Genomic DNA, 21,804 nt, shown 5'->3' with positions numbered 1-21,804 from the left:
TCAGTCTAGTGGATGCCCGGTGAACCGTCGCCCGCGCGGTCGGCTCTGCGCGCGGCCCGACCGTCGGACGCCCGGCACAGGGCGGCGAACACCGCCCCGGAGAGGTTGTGCCACACCGAGAAGATCGCACCCGGAAGTGCCGACATCGGCTCCATGTGCTGTGCGGCCAGCCCCGCGGCCAAACCCGAGTTCTGCATGCCGACCTCGACCGCCATCGTCCGACGTACCTGCACCGGCTGCCGTGAGACCAGACCTGCACCGTACCCGAGCGCGAGGCCCAGGACATTGTGGAGCACCACGGCGACCAGCACCAGCAGGCCAGCCTCGAGCAGGTTGTCGCGGTTGCCTGAGACGACGATCGCCACGACCGCGGCGATCGCGAACACCGACGTCCAGGGCAGCACCGGCAGTATCCGGGCGATGACCGACGGCAGGAGGAAGCGGAAGACGAGACCTGCGACGACAGGGACGAGCACGACCTGGACGATCGACATGGCCATCGAGCCGCCGTCCAACGGCATGTACTGCCCGGCCAGCCACAAGGTCAGCAGGGGTGTCAGCAGAGGTGCCAACAGCGTGGACACCGACGTCATCGCCACCGACAGCGCGAGGTCCCCGCGGGCGAGGTAGGACACGACGTTCGAGGCGGTCCCTCCCGGCGCGCACCCGACGAGCACGACACCGGCGGCGATGGCGGAGGGAAGTCCCAGCACCCACACCACCAGTAGTGCGGCGAGAGGCATGACCGCGAACTGGGCGACGACGCCGACCAGGACCGGGAGCGGCCGCTTGGCGACGAGCACGAAGTCGCGCGGTTGCAGGGTCAGCCCCATGCCGAACATGATCAGGCCGAGCAGCCAGTTGGTCCACCCCGAGGTCGCGGCAGACAGGTCGGCTCCCCCGAGGAAGCCGACGACGCCGCCGAGAATGACCAGCAGCGGGAAGCCGAGGGAGGCGATGTAGGCGCTGCGGTCCTGGTTGGAGGGGGCAGGGAGATCAGGGTGGTCGACGGGTGCGGACGAGGATGGCATGGCGCTTTCCGGGGAGAACTGGTCTGCGGTGGCCCCGGGGCTCAGGTCATGGCCGGGGACCGCAGTGTTTTCGTGCGGTGAGCGTCACAGTACAACCGGACCACCGTCCCCCGGTGGTGCGGGTCCGGATTTGTCGGCCACGGCGGGCGCCACAGTCACCGCGGGCACCACAGCCACCGCGGGTGCCGGGCCCCGGCAGGAGGTCAGCCGATCAGCGCGCCGACGGAGTCGATGCGCTGCTGCGGCACGACCTTGAGGTTCCCGACCGCCTCGTCGAAGCTCACCAACTCGATGCGCTCACCGTGCAGCGCCACGACCTGGCCGGTCTCCCCGCGCAAGGCCGCTTTCGTGGCGTGCACGGCGTAACGGGTCGCCAGCACCCGGTCGAAGGCGGTGGGGGTGCCGCCGCGCTGGATGTGGCCGAGCACGGTGGACCGCACGTCGGTGTCCAGGCGGTTCTCGATCTCCTTGGCGATCTTCGCCCCGATGTCGTCGAACTTCTGGTGTCCGAACTGGTCGACACCGCGTTCACCGATGTCGAACGTCCCTTCCTTGGGGACGGCCCCTTCCGCGACGACGATGATGCCGTACTTCTCCCCCAGCTCGAACCGCCTGGACATGCGCTTGCACACTTCGTCGATGTCGAAGGGCACCTCGGGGATCAGGATGTCGTGGGCGCCGCCGGCCATGCCGGCGTGCAGGGCGATCCACCCCACGTGTCGGCCCATCACCTGCACGATCATCACACGGTTGTGTGACTCCGCGGTGGTGTGCAGCCGGTCGATGGCGTCCGTGGCCACCGCCACCGCCGTGTCGAACCCGAAGGTGTAGTCGGTGGCGTTGACGTCGTTGTCGATCGTCTTGGGTACGCCGATGACCGGCACGCCGTTCTGGTGCAGCCACTGCGCCCCCTTGAGGGTCCCCTCCCCGCCGATGGCGATGAGGACGTCGATACCGGCGTCGGCGAGGTTCTCCTTCACCAGGTCGATCGACTGCTTGAAGGTGTCGGTCTTCAGTCGCCCCGTCCCCAGGATCGTGCCGCCCCGGATGAGGATACGGTCGATGTCCTCGTCGTCGTAGAGCTGGACCCTGCGGTCCTCGACCAGTCCCTGCCAGCCGTCCTCGTAACCGACGACGGTCGCTCCACGGCCCGCCGCTGTACGGACGACACCGCGGATGACGGCGTTGAGTCCGGGGCAGTCCCCTCCACTGGTCAAGGTTGCGATGCGCATGGCCACGATCCTAGTCAGCTACCTGCCCGTCTGCGACCGGTGCAGGTTGTTGGTCGACATCAGCGACGAGGTGACACCCACGACCATCGCCGCGGCCGGCACGAGCACGGCCAGGCCGAATGCCGTGGCGGGCTCGTCGACGGTGAGACGCCACTGCATCATCGCGCCGACCGCTGCGACACCGAGGACGGATCCGAGCTGGCGGGTCTGGTTGTAGACACCCGAGCCCGCCCCCATCTGGTCCAGCCGGAGGTCGCGCATGGTCGATGCCGAGTTCGGCGCCCACACCAGGGCGTTACCGACGCCCAAGCCCACCAGCGGGACGATCGTCCAGTAGTGGTCCGCCCCGGAGACCATGACCGCGGTCATCCCGGCGATCGACAACGCCATCACGGCGAACCCCGAGGCGCCCAGCCCACGGGAGCTGTACTTGTCGGTCATCTTCCCCACGATCGGCGACAACACCAGCGCCGTGGCCGCCTGGGGCGCGAGCATGAAGCCCGCCTCCAGCGGCGTGAGCCCGTGGGCCTGCTGGTAGTACAGGGTGAACGGCAGCGGGACACTGGCCACGGTGAACCCCATGGCGACGATGCCGATATTGCCCAGGGAGAAGTTGCGTACCCGGAACAGGCTCAGGGGCATCAACGGGTCACGCCCGGCCTTCTCCGCCACAACCTGCTGCCGGACGAACAGCACGAAGAGCACGAGGGCCACTCCGATCATCGTCCAGATCCACCATGCCCAGTCCATGGTCTCGCCCTCCTGGAGGCCGAACACCAGCAGGAACACCGCCACCACCGACAGGACGATCGACCACACGTCGATCCGTCGGGCCGCCGGCGGGAACCGCGGGACCCACACCAGCACCGCGATGATGGACAGCACACCGATCGGGACGTTGATGAAGAAGACCCACTCCCAACCGACCGTGCCGGTGATCAACCCGCCCAGCAGCGGACCACACAGCGTCGACAGACCGGCGGTGGCGCCCCACACGCCGAGGGCCGAACCGCGCCTCTCCCGGGGGAAGATGCGGTTGATCACCGCCATGGTCTGCGGGGTCAGCAGGGCGGCGCCCAGCCCCTGGACCGCGCGTGCGGCGATCAACTCCTCCACGCTGCCGGCCAGTCCGCACCACAGTGACGATGCGGTGAAGATCGCCATTCCGACCGCGTAGACGTTGCGGGGTCCGTACCGGTCACCGAGCCGTCCGGTCACCAACAGGGGCACGGCGAAGGTGAGCAGGTAGACGGACGTGACCCAGATGACCTGGTTGTAGTCCGCCTGCAGCTCGCGTTGAAACACCGGCGTCGCCACGGCCACGATGGTCTGGTCGAGCAGGATCATGAAGAAGCCGGTGCACAGGGCGAAAAGGGCAGGCCACGCGTCCTTCGCCGGCAGCGGCATCGTGGGGTACCGCTTGTCGGGTGTCGCCGGGGTGTTCGTGTCAGTCACGTCGGACCAGTCTGCCACGAAGCCCGACGGAATGTCAGGCCTGCGACTGCTCCCCGAGGCGGGCCCGCAGGTCGGGAAGTGCCTCCCGGAACGGGGGGATCAACGGTAGTTCGGCGACCTCGTCGAGAGGGCACCAGGCCAGGTCGGCGCTTTCCGCCGACGGGAGGAGCTCCAACGGCGCCGCGCACGAGGCCAGCACCGTGGTGTAGGTCCACTCCCCGACACTGGTGTCGGGGGTCTCCCAGCACAGCTGACCGGCCAGAGTCATCGTCAACGGGTAGCCGGTGTCCGGGTGGGTGAGCCGGTGGGTCCGGACAGCCTCCAGGAGTGACGCACCCCGCGCGACGGCGTCGGTCACCGGGGTGACCAGCGCCATGTCCTCCTCGCTGAGGGGAACCCGGACCAGGACGTGGGAGAGCTCGGAGCGCGCGGTGACCAGGTGCTCGGAGACCCGGACGTCGGCGGGGTCGACCCCGGTCTCCTCCTGGGTCTCCCGCAGTGCCGCCTCGACAGCCGACTCCCCGGGTTCCACCGCCCCTCCCGGGATACCCCAGGTGCCCCCGAAATTGGTCCAGGTCGCACGGTGCTGGACCAGGAGGAGTGTCGTGCCGTTTTCCCGTGTGGTGAGGAAGAGGCCCGCCGCGCCGAGCGTGCCCCACCGTCGGGCGCCGTCAAGGCCGACCGCCCACCCGTCACCGTGCCGTGCCTGTTGGGTCATGCCGACCAGGGTACGCTTTTTCCGGGCAGCTATCCGGGTGCGACGGCCAGGCGGGTGGCTACGCCCGGCTGCGGCCCGCCTCAAAGGCGGCACCGACGCGGTAGAGGCGGTCGTCGCCGTGCGCCGGGCCCATGATCTGCAGGCCGACCGGGAGACCGGTGTCGGTGGACAGCGGACCCGGGACGGACATGCCGCACACCCCGGCGAGGTTCAGCGGCAGGGTGCACAGGTCGAAGAGGTACATCGCCAACGGATCGTCGGCCTTCTCCCCCAGTTCGAACGCCGTGGTGGGGGTCACCGGGGAGACGAGGACGTCGACATCGGCGAATGCCTTGGCGAAGTCCTGTGCGATCAGGTTGCGCACCCGCTGGGCCTGCAGGTAGTAGGCGTCGTAGTAGCCCACCGACAATGCGTAGGTACCCAGGATGATGCGACGCTTGACCTCGGGGCCGAAGCCTGCGGCGCGGGTGGCGGACATGACCTGGTCGGCGGAGTGGTGGCCGTCGTCGAGCTGGCGCTGGCCGTAGCGCATACCGTCGAAACGGGCCAGGTTGGAGCTGACCTCGCAGGGCAGGATGAGGTAGTAGGCGTTGAGCGCGTACTCGAAGCTGGGGCAGTCGACCTCCACGATCGTGGCGCCCTGTGCCGTGAGCTGCTCGAGGGAGGCCCGATAGCTCTCGGCCACCCCGGCCTGCAGGCCCTGGACGTTCTCGAGCTGCTTGACCACACCGACCGTCACACCGCTCAGGTCACCGTCGGCTCCCCGGCGGGCTGCCTCGACGACAGGGGCGACCGGGTGCGCGGACGAGGTGGCGTCCTGCGGGTCATGCCCGGCGATCACCTCGTGCAGCAGCGCCGTGTCGAGCACCGTACGGCCGGTCGGGCCGCCCTGGTCCAGCGACGAGGCGCAGGCGACCAGTCCGTAACGGGAGACGGTGCCGTAGGTCGGCTTGACACCCACGGTGTTGGTCAACGCGGCGGGCTGGCGGATGGATCCGCCGGTGTCGGTGCCGATGGCCAGCGGTGCCATCCCGGCGGCGAGGGCCGCCGACGACCCACCGCCGGAACCGCCGGCGGTCCGGGAGAGGTCCCAGGGGTTGTGCGTGGGGCCGTAGGCGGAGTTCTCGGTGGACGACCCCATCGCGAACTCGTCCATGTTGGTCTTACCCAGGATGGGGATCCCGGCCTCCCGGATACGCCGGGTCACCGTGGCATCGTAGGGGCTCATGTAGCCTTCGAGCATCTTCGAGGCACAGGTCGTCGGCGCGTCGGTGGTGACGAAGACGTCCTTCAGCGCCAGGGGCACACCGGCGAGGGCCGAGGCGGCGTTGCCCGCGGCGATGTCCTCGTCGGCCTGCTCCGCAGCAGCGAGGGCCTCCTTCTCCCCCACGTGCAGGAAGGCGTGGACGTCCCCGTCCACCGCGGAGATCCTGTCGAGGTGCGCGCGGGTGGCATCGACGGAGCTGACCTCTCCCGCGTGGATCTTCTCCGCGAGCTCTGCGGCGGTCCAGGTCGTCAGGTCCGAGTCGTCCCGGGTTCCGACGGTGTAGGTGGTGCTGTTCACTTCACTCATTTCGCTGTCGTCTCGCCCTCTACTCGCCCAGGATCCGGGGAACCTGGAAGCGCTGCTGCGCCTGCTTCGGGGCCTGGTCGAGCGCCTGCTCGGCGGTGAGGGACTCCTGGGGGACGTCCTCACGCATCACGGATACGGCACCGTCGACGTTCTGGGTCGGGTGGCTCAGCGGCTCGACACCGGCGGTGTCGACCTCGCGGACGGCGGCGACCGTCTCCACGATGCCGTCAATCTGCGCTGCATAGTGGGTGAGCTCGTCCTCGGTCAGGTCGAGGCGGGAGAGCCTGGCGAGGTGCGCGACCTCGTCACGGGAGATCTCGGACACAGGTGGGTCCCCTTTTCGTGTTCGCTGGGTTTACCACGACCACTCTAGTAGGACGCCGGGTCAAGACCTACGCTCACCCCGGTTCGCTACAATCGGGGCGTCCACTCTCCGATTTACGCTGAGGTACACCTTGTCCTATCTGATGCGCGTCCGGCTCCCCGACGTCCCCGGCACCCTCGGGCTCATTGCCGCCACGTTGGGCACCATCGACGCCGATATCCGCAGCGTGGACGTCGTGGAGCACGACCCGGACGGCACCGTCGTCGACGATGTCGTCGTCGACCTTCCCCCCGGCCGCCTGGCCGACGCGCTCATCAGCGCGGCACAGGAGGTCGACGGGGTGCTCGTCGACTCGATCCGCCCGTTCTCCGGGACGGTCGACCGACGCGGCCAGGTCAGCCTGCTGGCCGAACTCGCCCGGCACCGGCACCGCGCCCTCGACAGCCTGCAGAAACTGATCGACGCGCTGCCGAAGTCAATGTCGGTGCAGTGGGCCGTCGTCCTGGAGTCCGGCGAGAAGACCCGCCGTGTGGCCGCGTCCTCCTCCGCCCCCGAGGACGACGGACGCGAGCTGTCCGAGACCCCGGTCTCCGAGCCCCGTGCACTGACCGACCGGGACGCCTGGGTGCCGTCGAGCTGGACGGTGATGGACTCCGCCCTGGCAGCCACCCCGCTGCCCGGCACGGACTTCATCCTGATCCTCGGCCGCCCCGGTGGCCCGGACTTCCTGCTCTCCGAGATCGAGCACCTCGGGGAGGTCGGGCAGATCCTCGGCGCGCTGCTGAGCTGACCACCTACTCCCCCGCGGGCGCGAGGAACAGCTGGTAGGACGGGTTGTCGGTGACCTCGGTGAAGGGGTAGCCCAGTTGGCTGAGGTGGTCCTCGAAGTCTGCCGAGCGGGCGTCCTCGAAGGCCGCGAGGATCCGGCCGTAGTCCATCCCCTGGCTCCGGTAGTGGAACGCGGTGATGTTCCAGTTCGTGCCGAGCACGTCCAGGAAGTGCACCAGCGCGCCCGGGTGTTCCGGGAACTCGAAGGAGAACATCCGCTCGTCGACGAAGGCGGGCGGGACGCCGCCGATCATGTAGCGGATGTGTTCCTTCGCGATCTCGTCGTCCGACAGGTCCACCACGTCGTACCCCGCGCCGGCCAGCGCGTCCGCGATCGCCTCGCGTTCCGTGACGCCCTCCTTGAGCTGGACACCGACGAAGATCCGTGCACGCCGGTCGTCGCCCCGCTCTCCCACACGGTAGTTGAACTCGGTGACCATCCGACCGTTGAGGACCTCGCAGAACTCGACGAAGGCGCCCTGCTGCTCCGGGATGGTGACCGCGAAGATCGCCTCGCCCCCTTCACCGAGCTCTGCCCGTTCGGAGATGTACCGCAGGGTGTGGAAGTTCAGGTTCGCCCCGGACAGCACGTTCACCAGGGTCTCATCCTGGATGTCGTTGGCGGCGGCGTACTTCTTCAGCCCCGCCAGTGAGACCGCGCCCGCCGGCTCGGCGATCGCCCGCGTGTCGTCGAAGAGGTCCTTGATGGCCGCGCTGACCTCGTCGGAGCTCACGGTGACGACCTCGTCGAGGTACTCCCGGCACAACCGGAAAGTCTCGGCACCGATCTTGCGCACGGCCACGCCTTCGGCGAAGAGGCTCACACGGTCCAGCTCGACGGGCTCACCGGCCCACAGTGCCGCGGTGAGGCACGCGGATTCCTCGGGTTCGACGCCGATGACCTGGATCTCCGGGTTCAGTTCCTTCAGCAGCACCGCCACGCCGGCGGCCAGGCCGCCACCGCCGACAGGGACGAAGACCCGGTCGACCGGACCCGCCTGGAAGATCTCCAGCCCGATGGTGCCCTGGCCGGCGATCACCGCCTCGTTGTCGAAGGGCGGCACATAGACCAGCCCTTCGGCCTCCGAGAGCTCCTTGGCCTTGCCCTGTGCCGCGTCGAAGTTCCCGCCGTGCAGGACGACTTCGCCGCCGAAGCCACGCACGGCGTCCACCTTGATCGACGGGGTGGTCACCGGCATCACGATGACCGAGCGGATGCCCAGCTCACGGCCGGACAACGCCACCCCCTGGGCATGGTTGCCCGCTGAGGCGGTGATGACCCCGGCACAACCGGTGAGCTGCGACATCCGGTTGAACGCGCCACGTAGCTTGAAACTGTGGACCGGTTGCAGGTCCTCACGCTTGACCAGCACGCGGTTGCCGGTCTTCTCCGACAGGGAGTCCATGCTTTCCAGCGGTGTGTGCCTGGCCGCCCGGTAGACCGGTGCGGCAACGATGTCGCGGAGGTATTCTGCCGAGGTCTTCGTCGCGGAGTTAGCCATGGTGGTCAATCGTACTGAACGGGCACCACCGGTGAGTCAGGAGGACTGCAACGGCCAGGACGTGTTCACCGTGGCCGCCCGGTCGGTCTGCCCCTTGTCCTCGAAGTACTTCTTCAGTCCCGACTGCGACTCGTAGTGCCAGGTCGCCTGCTGCAGCATCAGTTCGTCCGAGGTCATCTCGGTGAGCTCCGGGTAGGCACGTGCCAGCTTCCAGGCCACCCGCGCCGCCGCCAGGGCGTCCGCCGTGGCCTCGTGGGCGTTGTCCAGGGTGACACCCCAGTGGGCGCACACCGGCTCCAGCTGCCGCTTACCCTTCCGGTAGGGGTCCTTGGCCTTGTCGATGACCAGGGGGTCGACCACCGGACCGTCCACCGTGAAGCCGGGGTCCAGACTCCGCAGCACGGTGAGGTCGTAGGCGGCGTTGTACACGATCACCGTCGCACCGTCGCGCCACCCGGCGCGGATACGTTCGACGGTCTCGGCCAGGACCTCGTCGTGCGGGCGCCCGTGTTCGCGGGCGTACTCGGTGGAGATGCCGTGGACCTTCGCCGCCCCCTCCGGGATCGGGATACCCGGATCCGCGAGCATCTCCAGGTCGTCGCGCTGCCGACCCTTGATCGAGATCAGGGCGCTGGTCACGATGCGGGCCGTGAAGGGGTCCGTGCCGGTGGTCTCCAGATCGAAACTGAGCAGATGGGTCGGGTCGAAGTGCGCGGCGGTCGTCATGGCAGCCACTCTATAACGCCCGCCGGACACGGACGCCGCGTGGCGGTGCACTGACGCACCTCGCCCGGGCGTACCGGCGTGTGTGCGGTACGCCCGGGCGAGGTGGCTCCGGGGAGGCGGCCGGCACGGGGCCGGCCGCGGGGGACGAGTTAGACGAGGAAGTCGTCGTGCTCCACGGTGTCGACCGCGATGGCCTCGTCATCACCGAAGAGGAAGTAGTTGGCGCCGGAGGCCATCTCGTTGATCTCTTCGCGGCTGAGCAGGTTGAACATGTGATCGTCCTTTCCGAAATGCAGCCATCTGATGTGTTCGCTGGTCTGCGCTGGTCTGCGAGGGGTTCGTTCTGACGCGTCCAACGCTAGATTTTGTCCGGTGAACAGATCCACCCCTCCCGGTGTCCGGCCACCCCGATATCCACATCACATTCACCGGATCATCGCAGGACACGGCCCACCCACCCTCGCCATCTAGTTATGTCCACCGCAGACAGCCCCACCCCCGCGGTATGTGCCGCGGATCACAGTGGACCGGGGTGGTGTGAGGAGCCACTCACATGGCGACAGAACAATCGGCCTTTCGCCAGGCCTGCTCCCCTCCGTGCGGGGTGCTCACTACACTGGCGACGGTGACTGAGACTTCGCCCGAGACACCTCCAGAGACACCCGTGGACCGGTGGACCCGCCTGGCCGCCGAGATCCGTCGACACCGGGAGCTCTACTACTACGACGCCCCGGAGATCTCCGACGCCGACTTCGACACGCTCATGCGCGAACTGCAGGAGCTCGAGGCCGCCCACCCCGAGGCCGTGCAGGGGCCCAGCCCCACCCGGGAGGTCGCGCCGTCCCCGGAGAACTCGCCGTTCCGCAACGTCGACCACCGTGAGCCGATGCTCAGCCTCGACAACGTGTTCAGCCTCGAGGAGATGCGCGAGTGGCTCGCCCGTACTCCCGCACCCACCTACCTCACCGAGCTGAAGATCGACGGGGCGTCCATCGACCTCCTCTACGTGGACGGCCGGTTGAGCCTCGCGCTCACCCGTGGCGACGGGGTGACCGGTGAGGACGTCACCCACAACGCCCGGACGCTCGACGACATCCCGGCGGTGCTCACCGGAACCGCGGAGTTCCCCGTGCCCGACCTCGTGGAGATCAGGGGCGAGATCTTCATCACCGTCGAGGACTTCGCGACGATGAACGCCGACCGGCAGGCGGACGGCAAGAAGATGTTCGCCAACCCCCGGAACGCCGCCGCCGGGGCGATGCGCCAGAAGAACCCGGAGGAGACCGCCAAGCGGCCGCTGCGTCTGATCTGTCACGGCATCGGCGCCAGGGAGGGGTTCGAGCCCGCCAGCCAGCACGACGCCTACCGTGCGATCGAGGCATGGGGACTCCCGGTCAGCCCGTACACCAGGCAGGTCCACTCCACCGGGGAGGTCCTCGAGGCCGTCACCTACTGGGGTGAGCACCGCCACGACGCGGCGCATGAGATGGACGGGCTCGTGGTGAAGATCGACGATGTCGCCGAGCAGCAGGACTTAGGCGCCACCAGCCGCGCCCCGCGCTGGGCCATCGCCTACAAGTACCCGCCGGAGGAGGCGGTGACCACGGTGGAGTCCATCCGTGTGGGGATCGGGCGTACCGGACGCGCCACGCCGTACGCGGTGATGACACCGACCTACGTCGCCGGGTCCACGGTCACCATGGCGACGTTGCACAACGCCACCGAGGCCCACCGGAAGGGCGTCCGGCTCGGCGACCGGGCGATGATCCGCAAGGCCGGTGAGGTGATCCCCGAGGTGCTCGGGCCCGTGGAGAGCGCGCGCACCGGTGACGAACGCGAGTACGTCTACCCGTCGCTGTGCCCGGAGTGCGGCACCCCGCTGTCCCCGACCAAGGAGGGCGACGCCGACTGGCGCTGCCCGAACACCCGGTACTGCCCCGGCCAGCTGCAGAACCGGTTGAACTACCTCGCCGGACGGGGCGCCTTCGACATCGACGCGCTCGGTGAGCGTGCAGCCCACGACCTCATCGCCTCCGGCGTACTGCCCGACGAAGGCCACCTCTTCTCGCTCACCGCGGAGACCCTCGCCACCACGGGCGCGTACACCACCAAGGCCGGGAACCTGAACAAGCAGGGCGAGGTCCTGCTGGCCAACCTGGAGGAGGCGAAGAAGGTCGACCTGTGGCGGGTGATCACCGCGTTGTCGATCCGCCACGTCGGCCCCACGGCCGCCAAGGCCCTCGCCGCCCGTCTGCAGTCCATTCCCGTCATCAGCGAGACCTCGGTGGAGGACATGGCGGAGATCGACGGCGTCGGCGGCATCATCGCGCAGTCGGTCAAGGACTGGTTCGCGGTCGACTGGCACCGGGAGATCGTCGACGCCTGGGCCGACGCCGGGGTGCGGATGGAGCAGATCGTGGAGGCCTCCGACCTTCCCGAGCAGACCCTCGAGGGGTTGACGGTGGTGGTCACCGGGTCCCTGGCGAACTTCGACCGCACCGAGGCCAAGGAGGCGGTGGAGTCCCGCGGGGGCAAGGCCTCGGGGTCGGTGTCGAAGAAGACCGACTTCCTCGTCGCCGGGGAGAAGGCCGGCTCCAAACTGACCAAGGCCGAGGACCTGGGTGTCCCGGTCCTGGACGAGGCCGGGTTCGAGAAACTGCTCGCCGGAGGCCCGGAGGCGGTGGGCTGAGCCGGCCGCGCACACGTGCGTGCGTGTCCGCGGTAGGCTCGCGGGCACGACATCCCCGTCGCCTCGTACCCCCGTGAGGAGTTTCATGTCCGTCGTGAAGATCAACGCCATCGACGTTCCGGAGAACGCCGGTCCCGAGCTGGAGGCCCGCTTCGCGGCCCGGGCCCACAGCGTGGACGGGTCCCCCGGATTCGAGGGCTTCCAGTTGCTGCGCCCCACGGCCGGCGAGAGCCGCTACTTCGTGGTGACCACGTGGGCCAGCGAGGAGGATTTCGCCGCGTGGCGCGACGGGCGGGCCGGTGCCGCCCACGCCACCGGGAAGAAGCCGGTGGCCACCGGTGCCTCGCTGCTCGAGTTCGAGGTCGTCGACCTCGAGGCGATCGCCGCAGCATCCCCCGGAACATCCTCCGCAGAGTAGGTCCCGGGCACCTCGTGCGGGCGGCTCAGTTGCTGTGCAGCAGCGCCGCCGCGCCTCGCACGGTGCGGGCCAGCTCGGCCGCCGCCGTGGGTGTCAGGACACCGTCGCCCACCGCGACCAGGTCGATCTGCGGTTCGGGGACGGCGCTGTCGAAGGTCCACTGCCGCCAGGTCCGGATGACACTGTGCGCGATCTCCTCGCTGGTGCGGTCGTCACCGACCCGCCAGGCGACCTGACTGCCGGCGTCGATCATCCCGGCGACACCGTCGGTCAACTCGTCGACGACGAAGGCGTCCGCCCCGGTGTGCACCACCTCCGGCCACCCGACCCCGCTGTCGAGGACCACCGACCGTGCCCCGTCGCCGCGGATCTGGTCGAGGAACCGTCGCTCGACATTCACCGCGACCTCCCGGTCGACCTGCATCGTCTCGAATTCGGTCGCCCCCTGCAACCGGGAGACGACCTCGCCGAGGCGTCGCTCGTGGACGTGCACCACCGACGCCCCGACGGCGTCGCAGAACTCCCGGACGCCCTCCCCCAGCGACAGCGCCACGTCCCGGAACGCCGGACGGTCGAAGCACAGCGGATGACCGTGGTACTCCACCGACGCACCGAACGTCCACGGCCCGGAGACGTGCACCATCAGCCGCTCCGCACCCGGCATCACCTCGGCGACGATGTCGGTGAGTTCGTGGAGCCGGCCGAGGAAATGCCGTGCGTCGAGCGTCCTGCCGGGCGCGACCTCCCATCCGCGGGCATGTGACCGCAGGTAGGGTCCACCGACCGGGACGCCCATCGCCGCGGTCACCGGCAGCAGGTCGCTCTGCGGCAGGCTCAGCGGGGGGACGACGCCGACGTCCTCGTCGACGTCGCGCGTCCGTCGTGACGCCGCGGCCAGGGCCGCCCTGAGGTCGGCGTGGTCGGTGCGCAGGTCCTCCCACCAGCCGAAGCGTCCGCTCACGCCGTCTGCACCCCGGCACCGGCGGTCCAGGGCGCGGTGGCGCAGATCGTCCCCGAGCCGAGCAGGATGTCGCCGTCCTCGTCGGGGAGGTAGACCACCGCGGCCTGCCCGCGGGCGACACCCCGCAGCGGCTCGTGGAGGTCCAGTTCGACGGACTCGCCGGTCAGCGTCGCCGTCGCCGGGACGACGCCACCGTGGGCACGGACCTGGACCTCGCAGTCGAAGGTGGTGCCGTGCGTCGCCGGGTCCAGACGTTTGAGGCGGTCGGCGGTGATGCGGCCCACGCGCAGGTCGTCGCGACCACCCACGGTGACCGTCCCGGTGGACGCGTCGATGTCGGTGACGTACCGCGGCTGACCGTCGGCGGCCGGCCCGGCGACACCGAGCCCCTTGCGTTGCCCGATGGTGAACCCGTACACGCCGTCATGCTCGGCGAGGGTCTCCCCGTCCACCGACTTGACCATCCCCGGCCGCAGACCGATCTGGCTGCCCAGGAACGCCTGGGTGTTGCCGTCGGGGATGAAGCAGATGTCGTGGCTGTCCGGCTTCGAGGCCACACCCATGCCGAGGTCCCGGGCCTCCTCGCGGATGTCCGGCTTCACCGTGTCCCCGACCGGGAACATGCAGTGTGCGAGCTGCTCGTCGTCGAGGACGCCGAGGACGTAGGACTGGTCCTTGTTGTCGTCGACACCCCGCCGCATCACCCCGTCGTGCAGGCGTGCGTAATGACCGGTGACCACCGCGTCGAAACCCAGCGCGATCGAGCGGTCGAGCAGCGCCTCGAACTTGATCTTCTCGTTGCAGCGCAGGCAGGGGTTCGGTGTCTCGCCGATCTCGTAGGACTCCACGAAGTTGTCGATGACGTCGGCCTTGAACCGGTCCGAGAAGTCCCAGACGTAGAACGGGATCCCCAGGGAGTCACAGACCCGGCGGGCGTCGGCGGAGTCCTCCAGCGAACAACAGCCCCTCGACCCGGCGCGTACCGCCTCCGGGGACTGGCTCAGCGCGAGGTGGACCCCGATGACCTCGTGGCCCTCCTCGAGGGCGCGTGCTGCAGCCACGGAGGAGTCCACTCCCCCGCTCATCGCCGCGACAACCCGCATACCGTGTTCCTTTCCGGTCCGTGCTCCGTCTGTCAGCCCTTCACCCTACACCGGCCCCATCCACGGCAAAACCGGGTCAGAACGCCATCCCGGCCGCCCGTGCCTGGTCGACGACACCAGGCAGCAGGGAGCACAACCGGTCGACGTCCTGGGCGGTCGTGGCGGTGCCGAACGTCAGTCGCAGCGCCCCCCGGGCCACCTCGACCGGCACCCCCATCCCGGTCAACACGTGGCTGGCGCGGTTCACGCCCGCCGAGCACGCCGAACCGGTCGAGGCGTCCACCCCGGCGACGTCCAGGAGCATGATCAGGCTGTCGCCCTCCGCCCCCGGGAAGGCCATGTGCGCGTGACCTGCCAACGCCCCTCCGTCCGGGTCGGTGTACACCTGCGCCCCGGGGATCGTCCGGGCGACCGACAGCACGCGGTCCCGGTACTCCCCCAGGCGCCTGTGCTGCACCTCGATCTCCGCCACCGCCGCCGCCAGTGCGGCCGCGGTGGCGGCCGCCCCCTGCGGATTCGCGGTCCCGGAGCGCACACCGCGTTCCTGGCCACCACCACGCAGCGGGCTGACCAGGGCGGCGTCGCGGCGCGCCAGCAGGATACCCATCGATTTCGGCCCGCCGAACTTGTGTGCGCTGGCGGCCAGAGTCGCGGCCCCCAGGGCGTGGAAGTCCACCGGCAGGTGCCCGACCACCTGCACCGCGTCGACGTGGAACGGGACCCCGCCGTCGGTGGCACGCTGGACCAGGGCGTGGACCGGCTGCAGGTTGCCGGTCTCGTTGTTCGCCCACATGCAGGTCACCAGGGCGTCCCGGGCGGCGTCGAACGCACCGGATTCGCCGACCTGCACCCTGCCGGAACCGTCGACAGGCAGGGCGACGTGGTCGAACTGCGGGGTCCCGCCACCCGGGACACCACCGCAGAGCCAGTCGACGGTCTCCACCACGGCGGGGTGCTCGGTCACCGCCGAGTGGATCCGGCGGGCGGCGGGGCCCCGGGTCTTCTTCGCACCGTAGGCCAGGCCCTGGACGGCGAGGTTGTCCGACTCGGTTCCGGAGGCGGTGAAGATCACCTCGGCACGGTCGGCCCCCAGCAGTTCGGCGACGTGCTCCCGGGCGTCCTCGAGCACCCGCTGGGCGTGGCGTCCCGAGGCGTACTGGCCGGCGGGGTTGAGCAGCCGGCCGGTCTCCTCGATGGCGCGGGCCGCTTCCGGACGCAGGGGTGCGGTGGCCGCGTGGTCGGCGAAGATCCTCGCTCCCGGTGTCGGACCGGGCGACGGGTGCGACGGGTGCGACGGTGATGGCATGGGTGTGATCACTTCTCCTCGGGGAGGGCGAGTAGTCGGCGGTCGAGTTCGCGCATCTTCTCCCCGATCGCCTCGGGGTCCACGCCTCGCTTGTACTTCGAGGCGGCGAGACTGCGCTGGGCGGCGAACATCGCCTCGCGCCGGACGAGGAGTGCCTTGCGGCCCAGGGCGCGGCTACGTTCGCGACGCCGGCGCAGGATCTCGGCCTCCGGTGATTCCGTCCGGGACCCGTCGCCGACCGCGGTAGACCCCGTAGGCCCGGTGGCGTCGGTGATGTCGGTGGTGTCGTCGGAGCTGTCGTCCGAGCTGTCGTCCAGTGCCGACGCCGAACGGACGAGGCTGAGCCGCTCCTCGATCCTGGCGGCCTGTTCGGGCGACAATCCCTCGCTCATCTGGGAACGGACCACGCCCAGTGCCGCCCGGTACGCCTCGTCCAGCGCCTCTTCGGTGAGCTTGTCGTCCAGGTCCTGGAGTCCGTGGTGGGTGCGCAGATACGAGGTCAGTGCGGGCAACGTGAGCCCCGGGACCACCATGGTGCACAGCAGGACGACGAAGGCGACGATGGTGAACTCGTCACGCAGCGGGAAGTCCACCGGGTTCAACGACAGGACGAGCGCGAAGGTCACCAACCCGCGCATGCCCGACCAACTGAGCAGGATGACGTCGGTGACACGGATCGGTGCCCGGTAGCGGCCCCGTCGGGACCGGTTGGCCTTCAGCAGCCAGCCCATCCAGAGGAACCGGACGAGGATGAGCACGGCGGAGATCACCAGGCCCCACCAGACGGGGTTGAGGTGGTCGGTGTCGTCGTCGACGATCGCGTCGCGGACGTTCATCCCCATGAGCCCGAAGGCCAGGCCGGTGACCAGGAGTTCGGTGACCTCCCAGAAGGCCGACCCGGTCAGCCGCGAGTCGGCGGCCGTCGCATCGGTGCGCGAGGTCAGTTCCACGGCGGCGACGACCACGGCGATGACGCCGGAGACGTGGATCTCCTCGGCCGCGAGGTACACCATGAACGGCAGCACCCAGGTGAAGGCGTTGCCGGCCACCGGGGAGTCCAGCCACCCCAGCACCAGCGCGGACCCCCGTCCGATGACCCAGCCGAGGACGACCGCGCCCACGGCGCTGTAGACGAACGTGCCTCCGGCCTCGAACCAGTGGATGTCGTCGTGGTACTCGGCGGCGGAGATCGCCGCGCTGAAGATCACCAACGACGCCGCGTCGTTGAACAGGCCCTCCGACTGCAGCGAGCCGATGATCCGGCGGGGAATGCCGGCGGGTTCGGCCACCGCCTCCACCGCCACCGGGTCCGGCGGTGCCACCGCCGCGGCCAGTGCCAGGGCCGCGACCAGTCCCACCCCCGGGATGATCAGCAGCGTCACTCCGGTGACCACGGCGACGGTGGTGAACACCAGCCCCACGGACAGGCTGAGGATGGTGCGCCACTGGTCCCGGAACATCCCCCAGGACGTCCGGCGTGCCAGTGCCCACAGCAGTGGCGGCAGGAACAGCGGGAGGATCAGCTCGGGGTCGATCCACACCGTCGGCGTGCCGGGGATGAACATCACCGCGGTGGTGACCAGCAGGAGCAGGACCGGCCACGGCAGGCCGATGCGGTCACCCACGCCCACGGTCATGACCGTGGCGAGCATCAGGAACATGATGACGAACAGGGTGGTCACAGCATTGACGTCCTTCGTGGTGGGGTCCGGCGCCCCACGTCGGCGGCGGGTCGGTGGGGTGTACGGACACATGACGAGGACCCGCACTCGATGAGTGCGGGTCCTCGTGGCGCCGTGGCGCGGTACACCTCACCGGGTCTCCGCTGATTCTACGCCGCGCCACCGGCACAGACACCGCCAGGTGTCTGCAGGGTCGTGCTCCTAGCCGCGGGCCTTGAGTGCCTCGGTGGCCTGCGGGGCGACCTTGAATAGGTCACCGACGACACCGAAGTCGGCGATCTCGAAGATGCTGGCCTCCTCGTCCTTGTTGACCGCGACGATGGTCTTCGAGGTCTGCATGCCGGCCTTGTGCTGGATCGCGCCCGAGATGCCCAGTGCCAGGTACAGGTTCGGCGACACGGTCTTACCGGTCTGCCCCACCTGGAACTTGCCCGGGTAGTAGTCGGCGTCGACGGCGGCACGGGACGCACCGACGGCGGCACCGAGGACGTCGGCCAGGGGCTCGACGACATCGCGGAAGCCCTCGGGGCCGGCGACGCCACGGCCACCGGACACGACGATCTTGGCCTCGGTGAGCTCAGGACGGTCGGCCTTCTCCGCGGGGGCGAAGGAGGTGACGGTCACCGCGGTCGGGCCGGCGGCCGGCAGCTCGACAGGCTGGACGGTACCGGACGCGGCCTGCGGCTCCGGGTCGACCGCACCAGCGCGCAGGGTGTAGACCGGCGAGGCGCCACCGGCGGTGGACTCGACGGTGAAGTCGCCACCGAAGATGGAGCCGGTCGCGGAACGGTCACCGCGGACCTCGATCTGGTCGTACAGCACGCCGGACGCCACGCGGGCGCCCACACGGCCGGCGATCTCGTTGCCGGCGGCACCGGCGGCGATGAGCACCGGGACCTGCAGCTGGGCGGCGAGGCCCGACACCGCGTCGACAGACGGGGTGACGACGTACTTCTCGGCGTCGTCCGACTCGGCGGCGTAGATGGTCTCGGCGCCACCGGCGGCGAGACCGGACTGCAGCTTCTCCGCGGTGCCGGGGGCACCGACGACGACGGCGCCGACGCTACCGAAGGCGCGGGCTGCGGTGATGAGCTCGAGGGTGGAGTTCTTCAGTTCACCCTGCGTGTGCTCGACAAGTACCAGGACGTTGGTCATGGTTGTGAATGTCCTTTCGACAGATTCGTTCTGGGGGAATCGGGGTGAACTAGACGAGCTTCTTCGACACGAGGTAGTCGACCAGCTTGGTGCCGCCGTCTCCCTGGTCGGTGATGATCTCGCCGGCGGTCTTCTCCGGCTTCGGGGCGACACCGGTCACCGAGGTCGACGCGGCCGCCAGGCCCACGTTCTCCGGGGCGACGCCGATGTCGGCCAGGCTGACTTCCCGGATCTTCTTCTTCTTGGCGGCCATGATGCCCTTGAACACGGCGAAGCGCGGGGTGTTGGCCTTCTCCGTGACAGAGACGATGGCCGGCTTGGGGGCCTCGACGGAGTAGACGCCGTCCTCGGTGACACGCTCACCGGAGACCTTGTCACCGGTGACCTCCAGGCTGCGCAGGTGCGTCAGCGCGGGGATCTGGCGGTACTCGCTGAGGAGGCCGGGGACCGCACCTGCCACACCGTCGGTCGAGGCGTTACCGGCGATGATCAGCTCGATGTCGTCGACGAGGTTGAGGGCGTTCGACAGGGTCCAGGCGGTCCCGAGGGCGTCGGAGCCGGCGAGTGCGTCGTCCGTGACGAGGATGGCCTCGTCTGCACCGAGGGACAGTGCCTTGCGCAGCGCGTCCTTGGCACTGGCCGGACCGACGGAAAGCACGACGACGTTGCGGTCGCCGCCAGCTTCCTTGAGCTGGAGTGCAGCTTCCACGGCGTTCTCGTTGATCTCGTCGAGGATCGCGTCGGCGTTCTCACGATCGAGGGTGAAGTCGTCATCAGTCAGCTTGCGCTCGGAATAGGTGTCCGGCACCTGCTTGACCAGAACCACGATGTTCGACATTCATAGGCCTTCCTGCTTGGGGTGCTTTTCTTCGTTCAGGAGTCTACCTGCGAATCACCGTGATGTACCCCACATGGGGATCCTCGTCGAGGCCACGTCACCGCGCACGGCCGGTCACCTGCGGCGATGCCGAGCGAGGCCCAAAAAACATTTTTTAATAACTACCCCCGCAGGTGTAGTTCCTCGGTGATGACAGCCACCGCGGTGTCACCGGTCCTGGTGACGATGACGGTCAGCTCGCGGGTGTCCGACCCCTTCGCCAGCTTCATCTTGCGGCGCAGCGCGTCCGGGTCGACGTCCACCCCGCGCACCAGGATCTCCAGCCGTCCACAGCACAGGGCCGCCAACGCCGCCTTGAGGCGTTTGACGGGCACCTGGTCGAGGACCTCGAAGATCCGCTGCCCCGGTGCCGCACGGTCGGTGCCGACCGCGTCGAGGGAGTCGCCGCTGAGGTAGGCGATGTGCGGGTCGATACGCCACCACCCCATCGCCGCGGCGTACTGCCGCACCAGTCCGGCCCGGACCACCGCCCCGTCCGGGTCGAGGATGTACCGGCCCAGACCCGCGACCTCCTCGGACTCGGGGTCGTCCGAGGTCAGTTCGTAGCGCCGGTCCCCACGGAACACGACCGCACGCCGGTCGTGCCGGGCCAGGTCCGGGGTGTACAGGCAGGCCTCCTTGACACCGCCGTCGACGCTGACGACGTCGACCTGACCGGCCCACCCGCTGTAGTCGATGCCCGGGGCGCACTTCACCGCCAGGGCCGTGTCCGCATGCGCGGCCAGCAGGTCGGGAAGCGGCGGCAGCAGGTCCTTGGGGTCGCGGATCCGGCCCCGGGAGGTGCGGCGTGCCGGATCGGCGACCACGACGTCCACGCTCCCTGGGGCGAAGGGCGGGACCACCGCGTCGGCGCGGAGCAGTCCGACCTGCCGGGGCGACAGCCCGGACACTTCCATGTTGTACCGGGCCATCGCCAGCCTCGCCGGGTCCAGGTCACCGCCCAGGACGGTGCCGAACCGCCGGGACAGGTGGAGCAGCTCGGTACCGACCGAGCAGGTCACGTCCGCGGCGACCAGGCCCTGCCCGGCATTGCCGTCACTGCCGTTCCGTCCGGAGCCCAGGACACCGGACAGGAAATCCGCGCGCTCCGCCGCGACCACCGCCGGGGTCGCCTGCTGGGCGGACTCCCCGCACACCAGCCAGTCGTCGGGGACCTTGCCACCGCGTACCGCGGCACGACGGGCCGTGACCAGTTCACTCAACGCCCGTGCCCACTCCCCGTGACGCTCCCGGAGCACCGCGGTGTCACGGAGCCGGCTCGACGCCGACAGCTCCAGCTGTTCCGCCTCGGCCACCGCCTCGGGATGCTCCGCGAGCCAGTGGACCTCCTCCACCGTGTACGTCACGCGAACGGTGACGGAGGCAGATCCTCCGGGTCGACGGCGAACTTCATACCGGGGGCGAACACCCGCTCCGGGTACCCGTACATCCGGGTCTCCAACAGGTAGTACTCGGCCATGTACGGCTCATCGACGGGTTCGCTGCGCACCGGGTCGACCCGCAGGGTCTCGGCGAAATCAAGGATCTCGTCGACGCTACGGAAGGTGTCGAGCATCTTCAGCTGCGCCCAGGTCGGCGGCATCAGGTTGATCTTCCGGTTCCGCCACCCGTCGAGCAACGTCACCGGACGGAACCAGCCGGTGGACGTGGCTTCCCGGGTGTCCCCGTAGGTCTCCTGCCCGTCCGGCATGGCGGCGACGAAGAACGCCGTGTCGTACCGGATCGGCTGCGACTCCGGGGTCACCCAGTTCGCCCAGGGGCGCAGCAGATCGCCCCGCAGCACCAGGTCATGCATGCTCAGGAAGTCCGAGAACGCCAACCTGTGCTGCTCCAGGTCCCGACGGAACGGCAGGTACGGTGTGGTGTCCCTGACCGGTCCGCCGCCTTTCTCCGCCGACGCACCGGCGTTGCCCGCCAGCAGCGTCCCGGTCTCCTCGAAGGTCTCGCGCACGGCGGCACACACCAGGGCGCGGGCCAGTGCCGGGGTGGTGCCCAGTCGCTCGGCCCACCACTGCGTCGGTGGCCCCTGCCATCCGATCTCCGGGGAGTCGTGCCCGTCGCCGTCGGCGTCACCCGGCAGGTCCCTGGCGTCCACTCCCCCTCCCGGGAACACGGTCATCTCGGCGCAGAAACGCATGGTGCTCGCACGTTCCTGGACGTAGACCTCGGGGCCGCTGAGGGTGTCGCGCAGCAGCATCAGGG

General features: G+C 69.3%; 20 protein-coding genes. 3 read left to right on the top strand and 17 right to left on the bottom strand.

What is annotated here, in order from left to right:
* Positions 1 to 5 precede the first annotated feature (5 nt).
* The 6 genes from MUN33_RS11700 to gatC all read right to left on the bottom strand — a co-directional run bounded on the left by MUN33_RS11700 (position 6) and on the right by gatC (position 6,334).
* Positions 6 to 1,031 (bottom strand): bile acid:sodium symporter family protein, encoded by a 1,026-nt coding sequence (locus tag MUN33_RS11700; protein WP_244805087.1) that lies wholly within the window; start codon positions 1,029 to 1,031, stop codon positions 6 to 8.
* Between the two features lie 203 nt (positions 1,032 to 1,234).
* Positions 1,235 to 2,263 carry an ATP-dependent 6-phosphofructokinase gene (locus MUN33_RS11695; protein WP_244805086.1) on the bottom strand — a complete coding sequence of 343 codons (1,029 nt, stop codon included), beginning with the start codon at positions 2,261 to 2,263 and terminating at the stop codon, positions 1,235 to 1,237.
* 18 nt (positions 2,264 to 2,281) lie between these two features.
* The gene (locus MUN33_RS11690; protein WP_244805516.1) at positions 2,282 to 3,670 is read right to left on the bottom strand and encodes a DHA2 family efflux MFS transporter permease subunit; all 1,389 of its coding nucleotides are present in this window, start codon (positions 3,668 to 3,670) and stop codon (positions 2,282 to 2,284) included.
* Between the two features lie 82 nt (positions 3,671 to 3,752).
* The gene (locus MUN33_RS14110) at positions 3,753 to 4,436 is read right to left on the bottom strand and encodes an NUDIX domain-containing protein (RefSeq protein ID WP_255806786.1); all 684 of its coding nucleotides are present in this window, start codon (positions 4,434 to 4,436) and stop codon (positions 3,753 to 3,755) included.
* 58 nt (positions 4,437 to 4,494) lie between these two features.
* Positions 4,495 to 6,009 carry an Asp-tRNA(Asn)/Glu-tRNA(Gln) amidotransferase subunit GatA gene (gene gatA / locus MUN33_RS11680; protein ID WP_244805085.1) on the bottom strand — a complete coding sequence of 505 codons (1,515 nt, stop codon included), beginning with the start codon at positions 6,007 to 6,009 and terminating at the stop codon, positions 4,495 to 4,497.
* A 19-nt stretch (positions 6,010 to 6,028) separates the two neighbouring features.
* The gene (gene gatC / locus MUN33_RS11675) at positions 6,029 to 6,334 is read right to left on the bottom strand and encodes an Asp-tRNA(Asn)/Glu-tRNA(Gln) amidotransferase subunit GatC (RefSeq protein ID WP_075813130.1); all 306 of its coding nucleotides are present in this window, start codon (positions 6,332 to 6,334) and stop codon (positions 6,029 to 6,031) included.
* Between the two features lie 130 nt (positions 6,335 to 6,464).
* On the opposite strand from gatC, the gene MUN33_RS11670 reads away from it, so the two are divergent.
* Positions 6,465 to 7,124, top strand: a complete 660-nt coding sequence (locus MUN33_RS11670; RefSeq protein ID WP_244805084.1) for an ACT domain-containing protein — start codon at positions 6,465 to 6,467, stop codon at positions 7,122 to 7,124.
* 4 nt (positions 7,125 to 7,128) lie between these two features.
* Here MUN33_RS11670 and ilvA read toward each other — a convergent pair whose 3' ends face one another.
* The 3 genes from ilvA to MUN33_RS14105 all read right to left on the bottom strand — a co-directional run bounded on the left by ilvA (position 7,129) and on the right by MUN33_RS14105 (position 9,662).
* Positions 7,129 to 8,664, bottom strand: a complete 1,536-nt coding sequence (gene ilvA / locus MUN33_RS11665; protein WP_244805083.1) for a threonine ammonia-lyase, biosynthetic — start codon at positions 8,662 to 8,664, stop codon at positions 7,129 to 7,131.
* 36 nt (positions 8,665 to 8,700) lie between these two features.
* A complete protein-coding gene (locus MUN33_RS11660) occupies positions 8,701 to 9,390 on the bottom strand; it encodes a 3'-5' exonuclease (RefSeq protein WP_244805082.1) in 690 nt (229 codons plus the stop codon).
* 149 nt (positions 9,391 to 9,539) lie between these two features.
* Positions 9,540 to 9,662, bottom strand: coding sequence for a hypothetical protein (locus tag MUN33_RS14105; protein WP_255806785.1), 123 nt, complete (start codon positions 9,660 to 9,662; stop codon positions 9,540 to 9,542).
* Between the two features lie 281 nt (positions 9,663 to 9,943).
* Here MUN33_RS14105 and ligA point away from each other — a divergent pair, with 281 nt between their 5' ends.
* Both ligA and MUN33_RS11650 read left to right on the top strand, forming a co-directional pair.
* Positions 9,944 to 12,079: an NAD-dependent DNA ligase LigA gene (gene ligA, locus MUN33_RS11655; RefSeq protein ID WP_244805081.1), complete on the top strand. Its 2,136-nt coding sequence runs from the start codon at positions 9,944 to 9,946 to the stop codon at positions 12,077 to 12,079.
* An 85-nt stretch (positions 12,080 to 12,164) separates the two neighbouring features.
* Entirely contained in the window at positions 12,165 to 12,497 is a 333-nt protein-coding gene (locus MUN33_RS11650) for an antibiotic biosynthesis monooxygenase family protein (protein WP_244805080.1), read from the top strand.
* Between the two features lie 25 nt (positions 12,498 to 12,522).
* On the opposite strand, the gene MUN33_RS11645 is transcribed toward MUN33_RS11650, so the two are convergent.
* The 8 genes from MUN33_RS11645 to MUN33_RS11610 form a co-directional block, all read right to left on the bottom strand.
* Positions 12,523 to 13,458, bottom strand: a complete 936-nt coding sequence (locus tag MUN33_RS11645; protein ID WP_244805079.1) for a hypothetical protein — start codon at positions 13,456 to 13,458, stop codon at positions 12,523 to 12,525.
* Positions 13,455 to 14,561, bottom strand: coding sequence for a tRNA 2-thiouridine(34) synthase MnmA (mnmA, locus tag MUN33_RS11640; protein WP_244805078.1), 1,107 nt, complete (start codon positions 14,559 to 14,561; stop codon positions 13,455 to 13,457). Before mnmA ends, MUN33_RS11645 begins: the two co-directional genes overlap by 4 nt.
* A 76-nt stretch (positions 14,562 to 14,637) precedes the next feature.
* Positions 14,638 to 15,867 carry a cysteine desulfurase family protein gene (locus MUN33_RS11635; protein WP_244805077.1) on the bottom strand — a complete coding sequence of 410 codons (1,230 nt, stop codon included), beginning with the start codon at positions 15,865 to 15,867 and terminating at the stop codon, positions 14,638 to 14,640.
* An 8-nt stretch (positions 15,868 to 15,875) separates the two neighbouring features.
* Positions 15,876 to 17,549, bottom strand: a complete 1,674-nt coding sequence (locus MUN33_RS11630; protein WP_244805076.1) for a cation:proton antiporter — start codon at positions 17,547 to 17,549, stop codon at positions 15,876 to 15,878.
* 201 nt (positions 17,550 to 17,750) lie between these two features.
* Entirely contained in the window at positions 17,751 to 18,704 is a 954-nt protein-coding gene (locus MUN33_RS11625) for an electron transfer flavoprotein subunit alpha/FixB family protein (protein ID WP_244805075.1), read from the bottom strand.
* A 49-nt stretch (positions 18,705 to 18,753) separates the two neighbouring features.
* Complete coding sequence (locus MUN33_RS11620; RefSeq protein WP_244805074.1) at positions 18,754 to 19,542, bottom strand: electron transfer flavoprotein subunit beta/FixA family protein; 789 nt, start codon at positions 19,540 to 19,542, stop codon at positions 18,754 to 18,756.
* A 161-nt stretch (positions 19,543 to 19,703) separates the two neighbouring features.
* Positions 19,704 to 20,948 (bottom strand): class I SAM-dependent methyltransferase, encoded by a 1,245-nt coding sequence (locus tag MUN33_RS11615; protein ID WP_244805073.1) that lies wholly within the window; start codon positions 20,946 to 20,948, stop codon positions 19,704 to 19,706.
* A complete protein-coding gene (locus MUN33_RS11610) occupies positions 20,945 to 21,799 on the bottom strand; it encodes an NUDIX hydrolase (RefSeq protein ID WP_244805515.1) in 855 nt (284 codons plus the stop codon). Before MUN33_RS11610 ends, MUN33_RS11615 begins: the two co-directional genes overlap by 4 nt.
* Between the last annotated feature and the right edge of the window lie 5 nt (positions 21,800 to 21,804).

It is taken from the genome of Corynebacterium kalidii (assembly GCF_022869005.1).
GTDB classification, from domain to species: domain Bacteria; phylum Actinomycetota; class Actinomycetes; order Mycobacteriales; family Mycobacteriaceae; genus Corynebacterium; species Corynebacterium kalidii.
The sequence above is the reverse complement of the archived record's forward strand: the minus strand, read 5'-3'. Positions and strand labels throughout refer to the sequence as shown.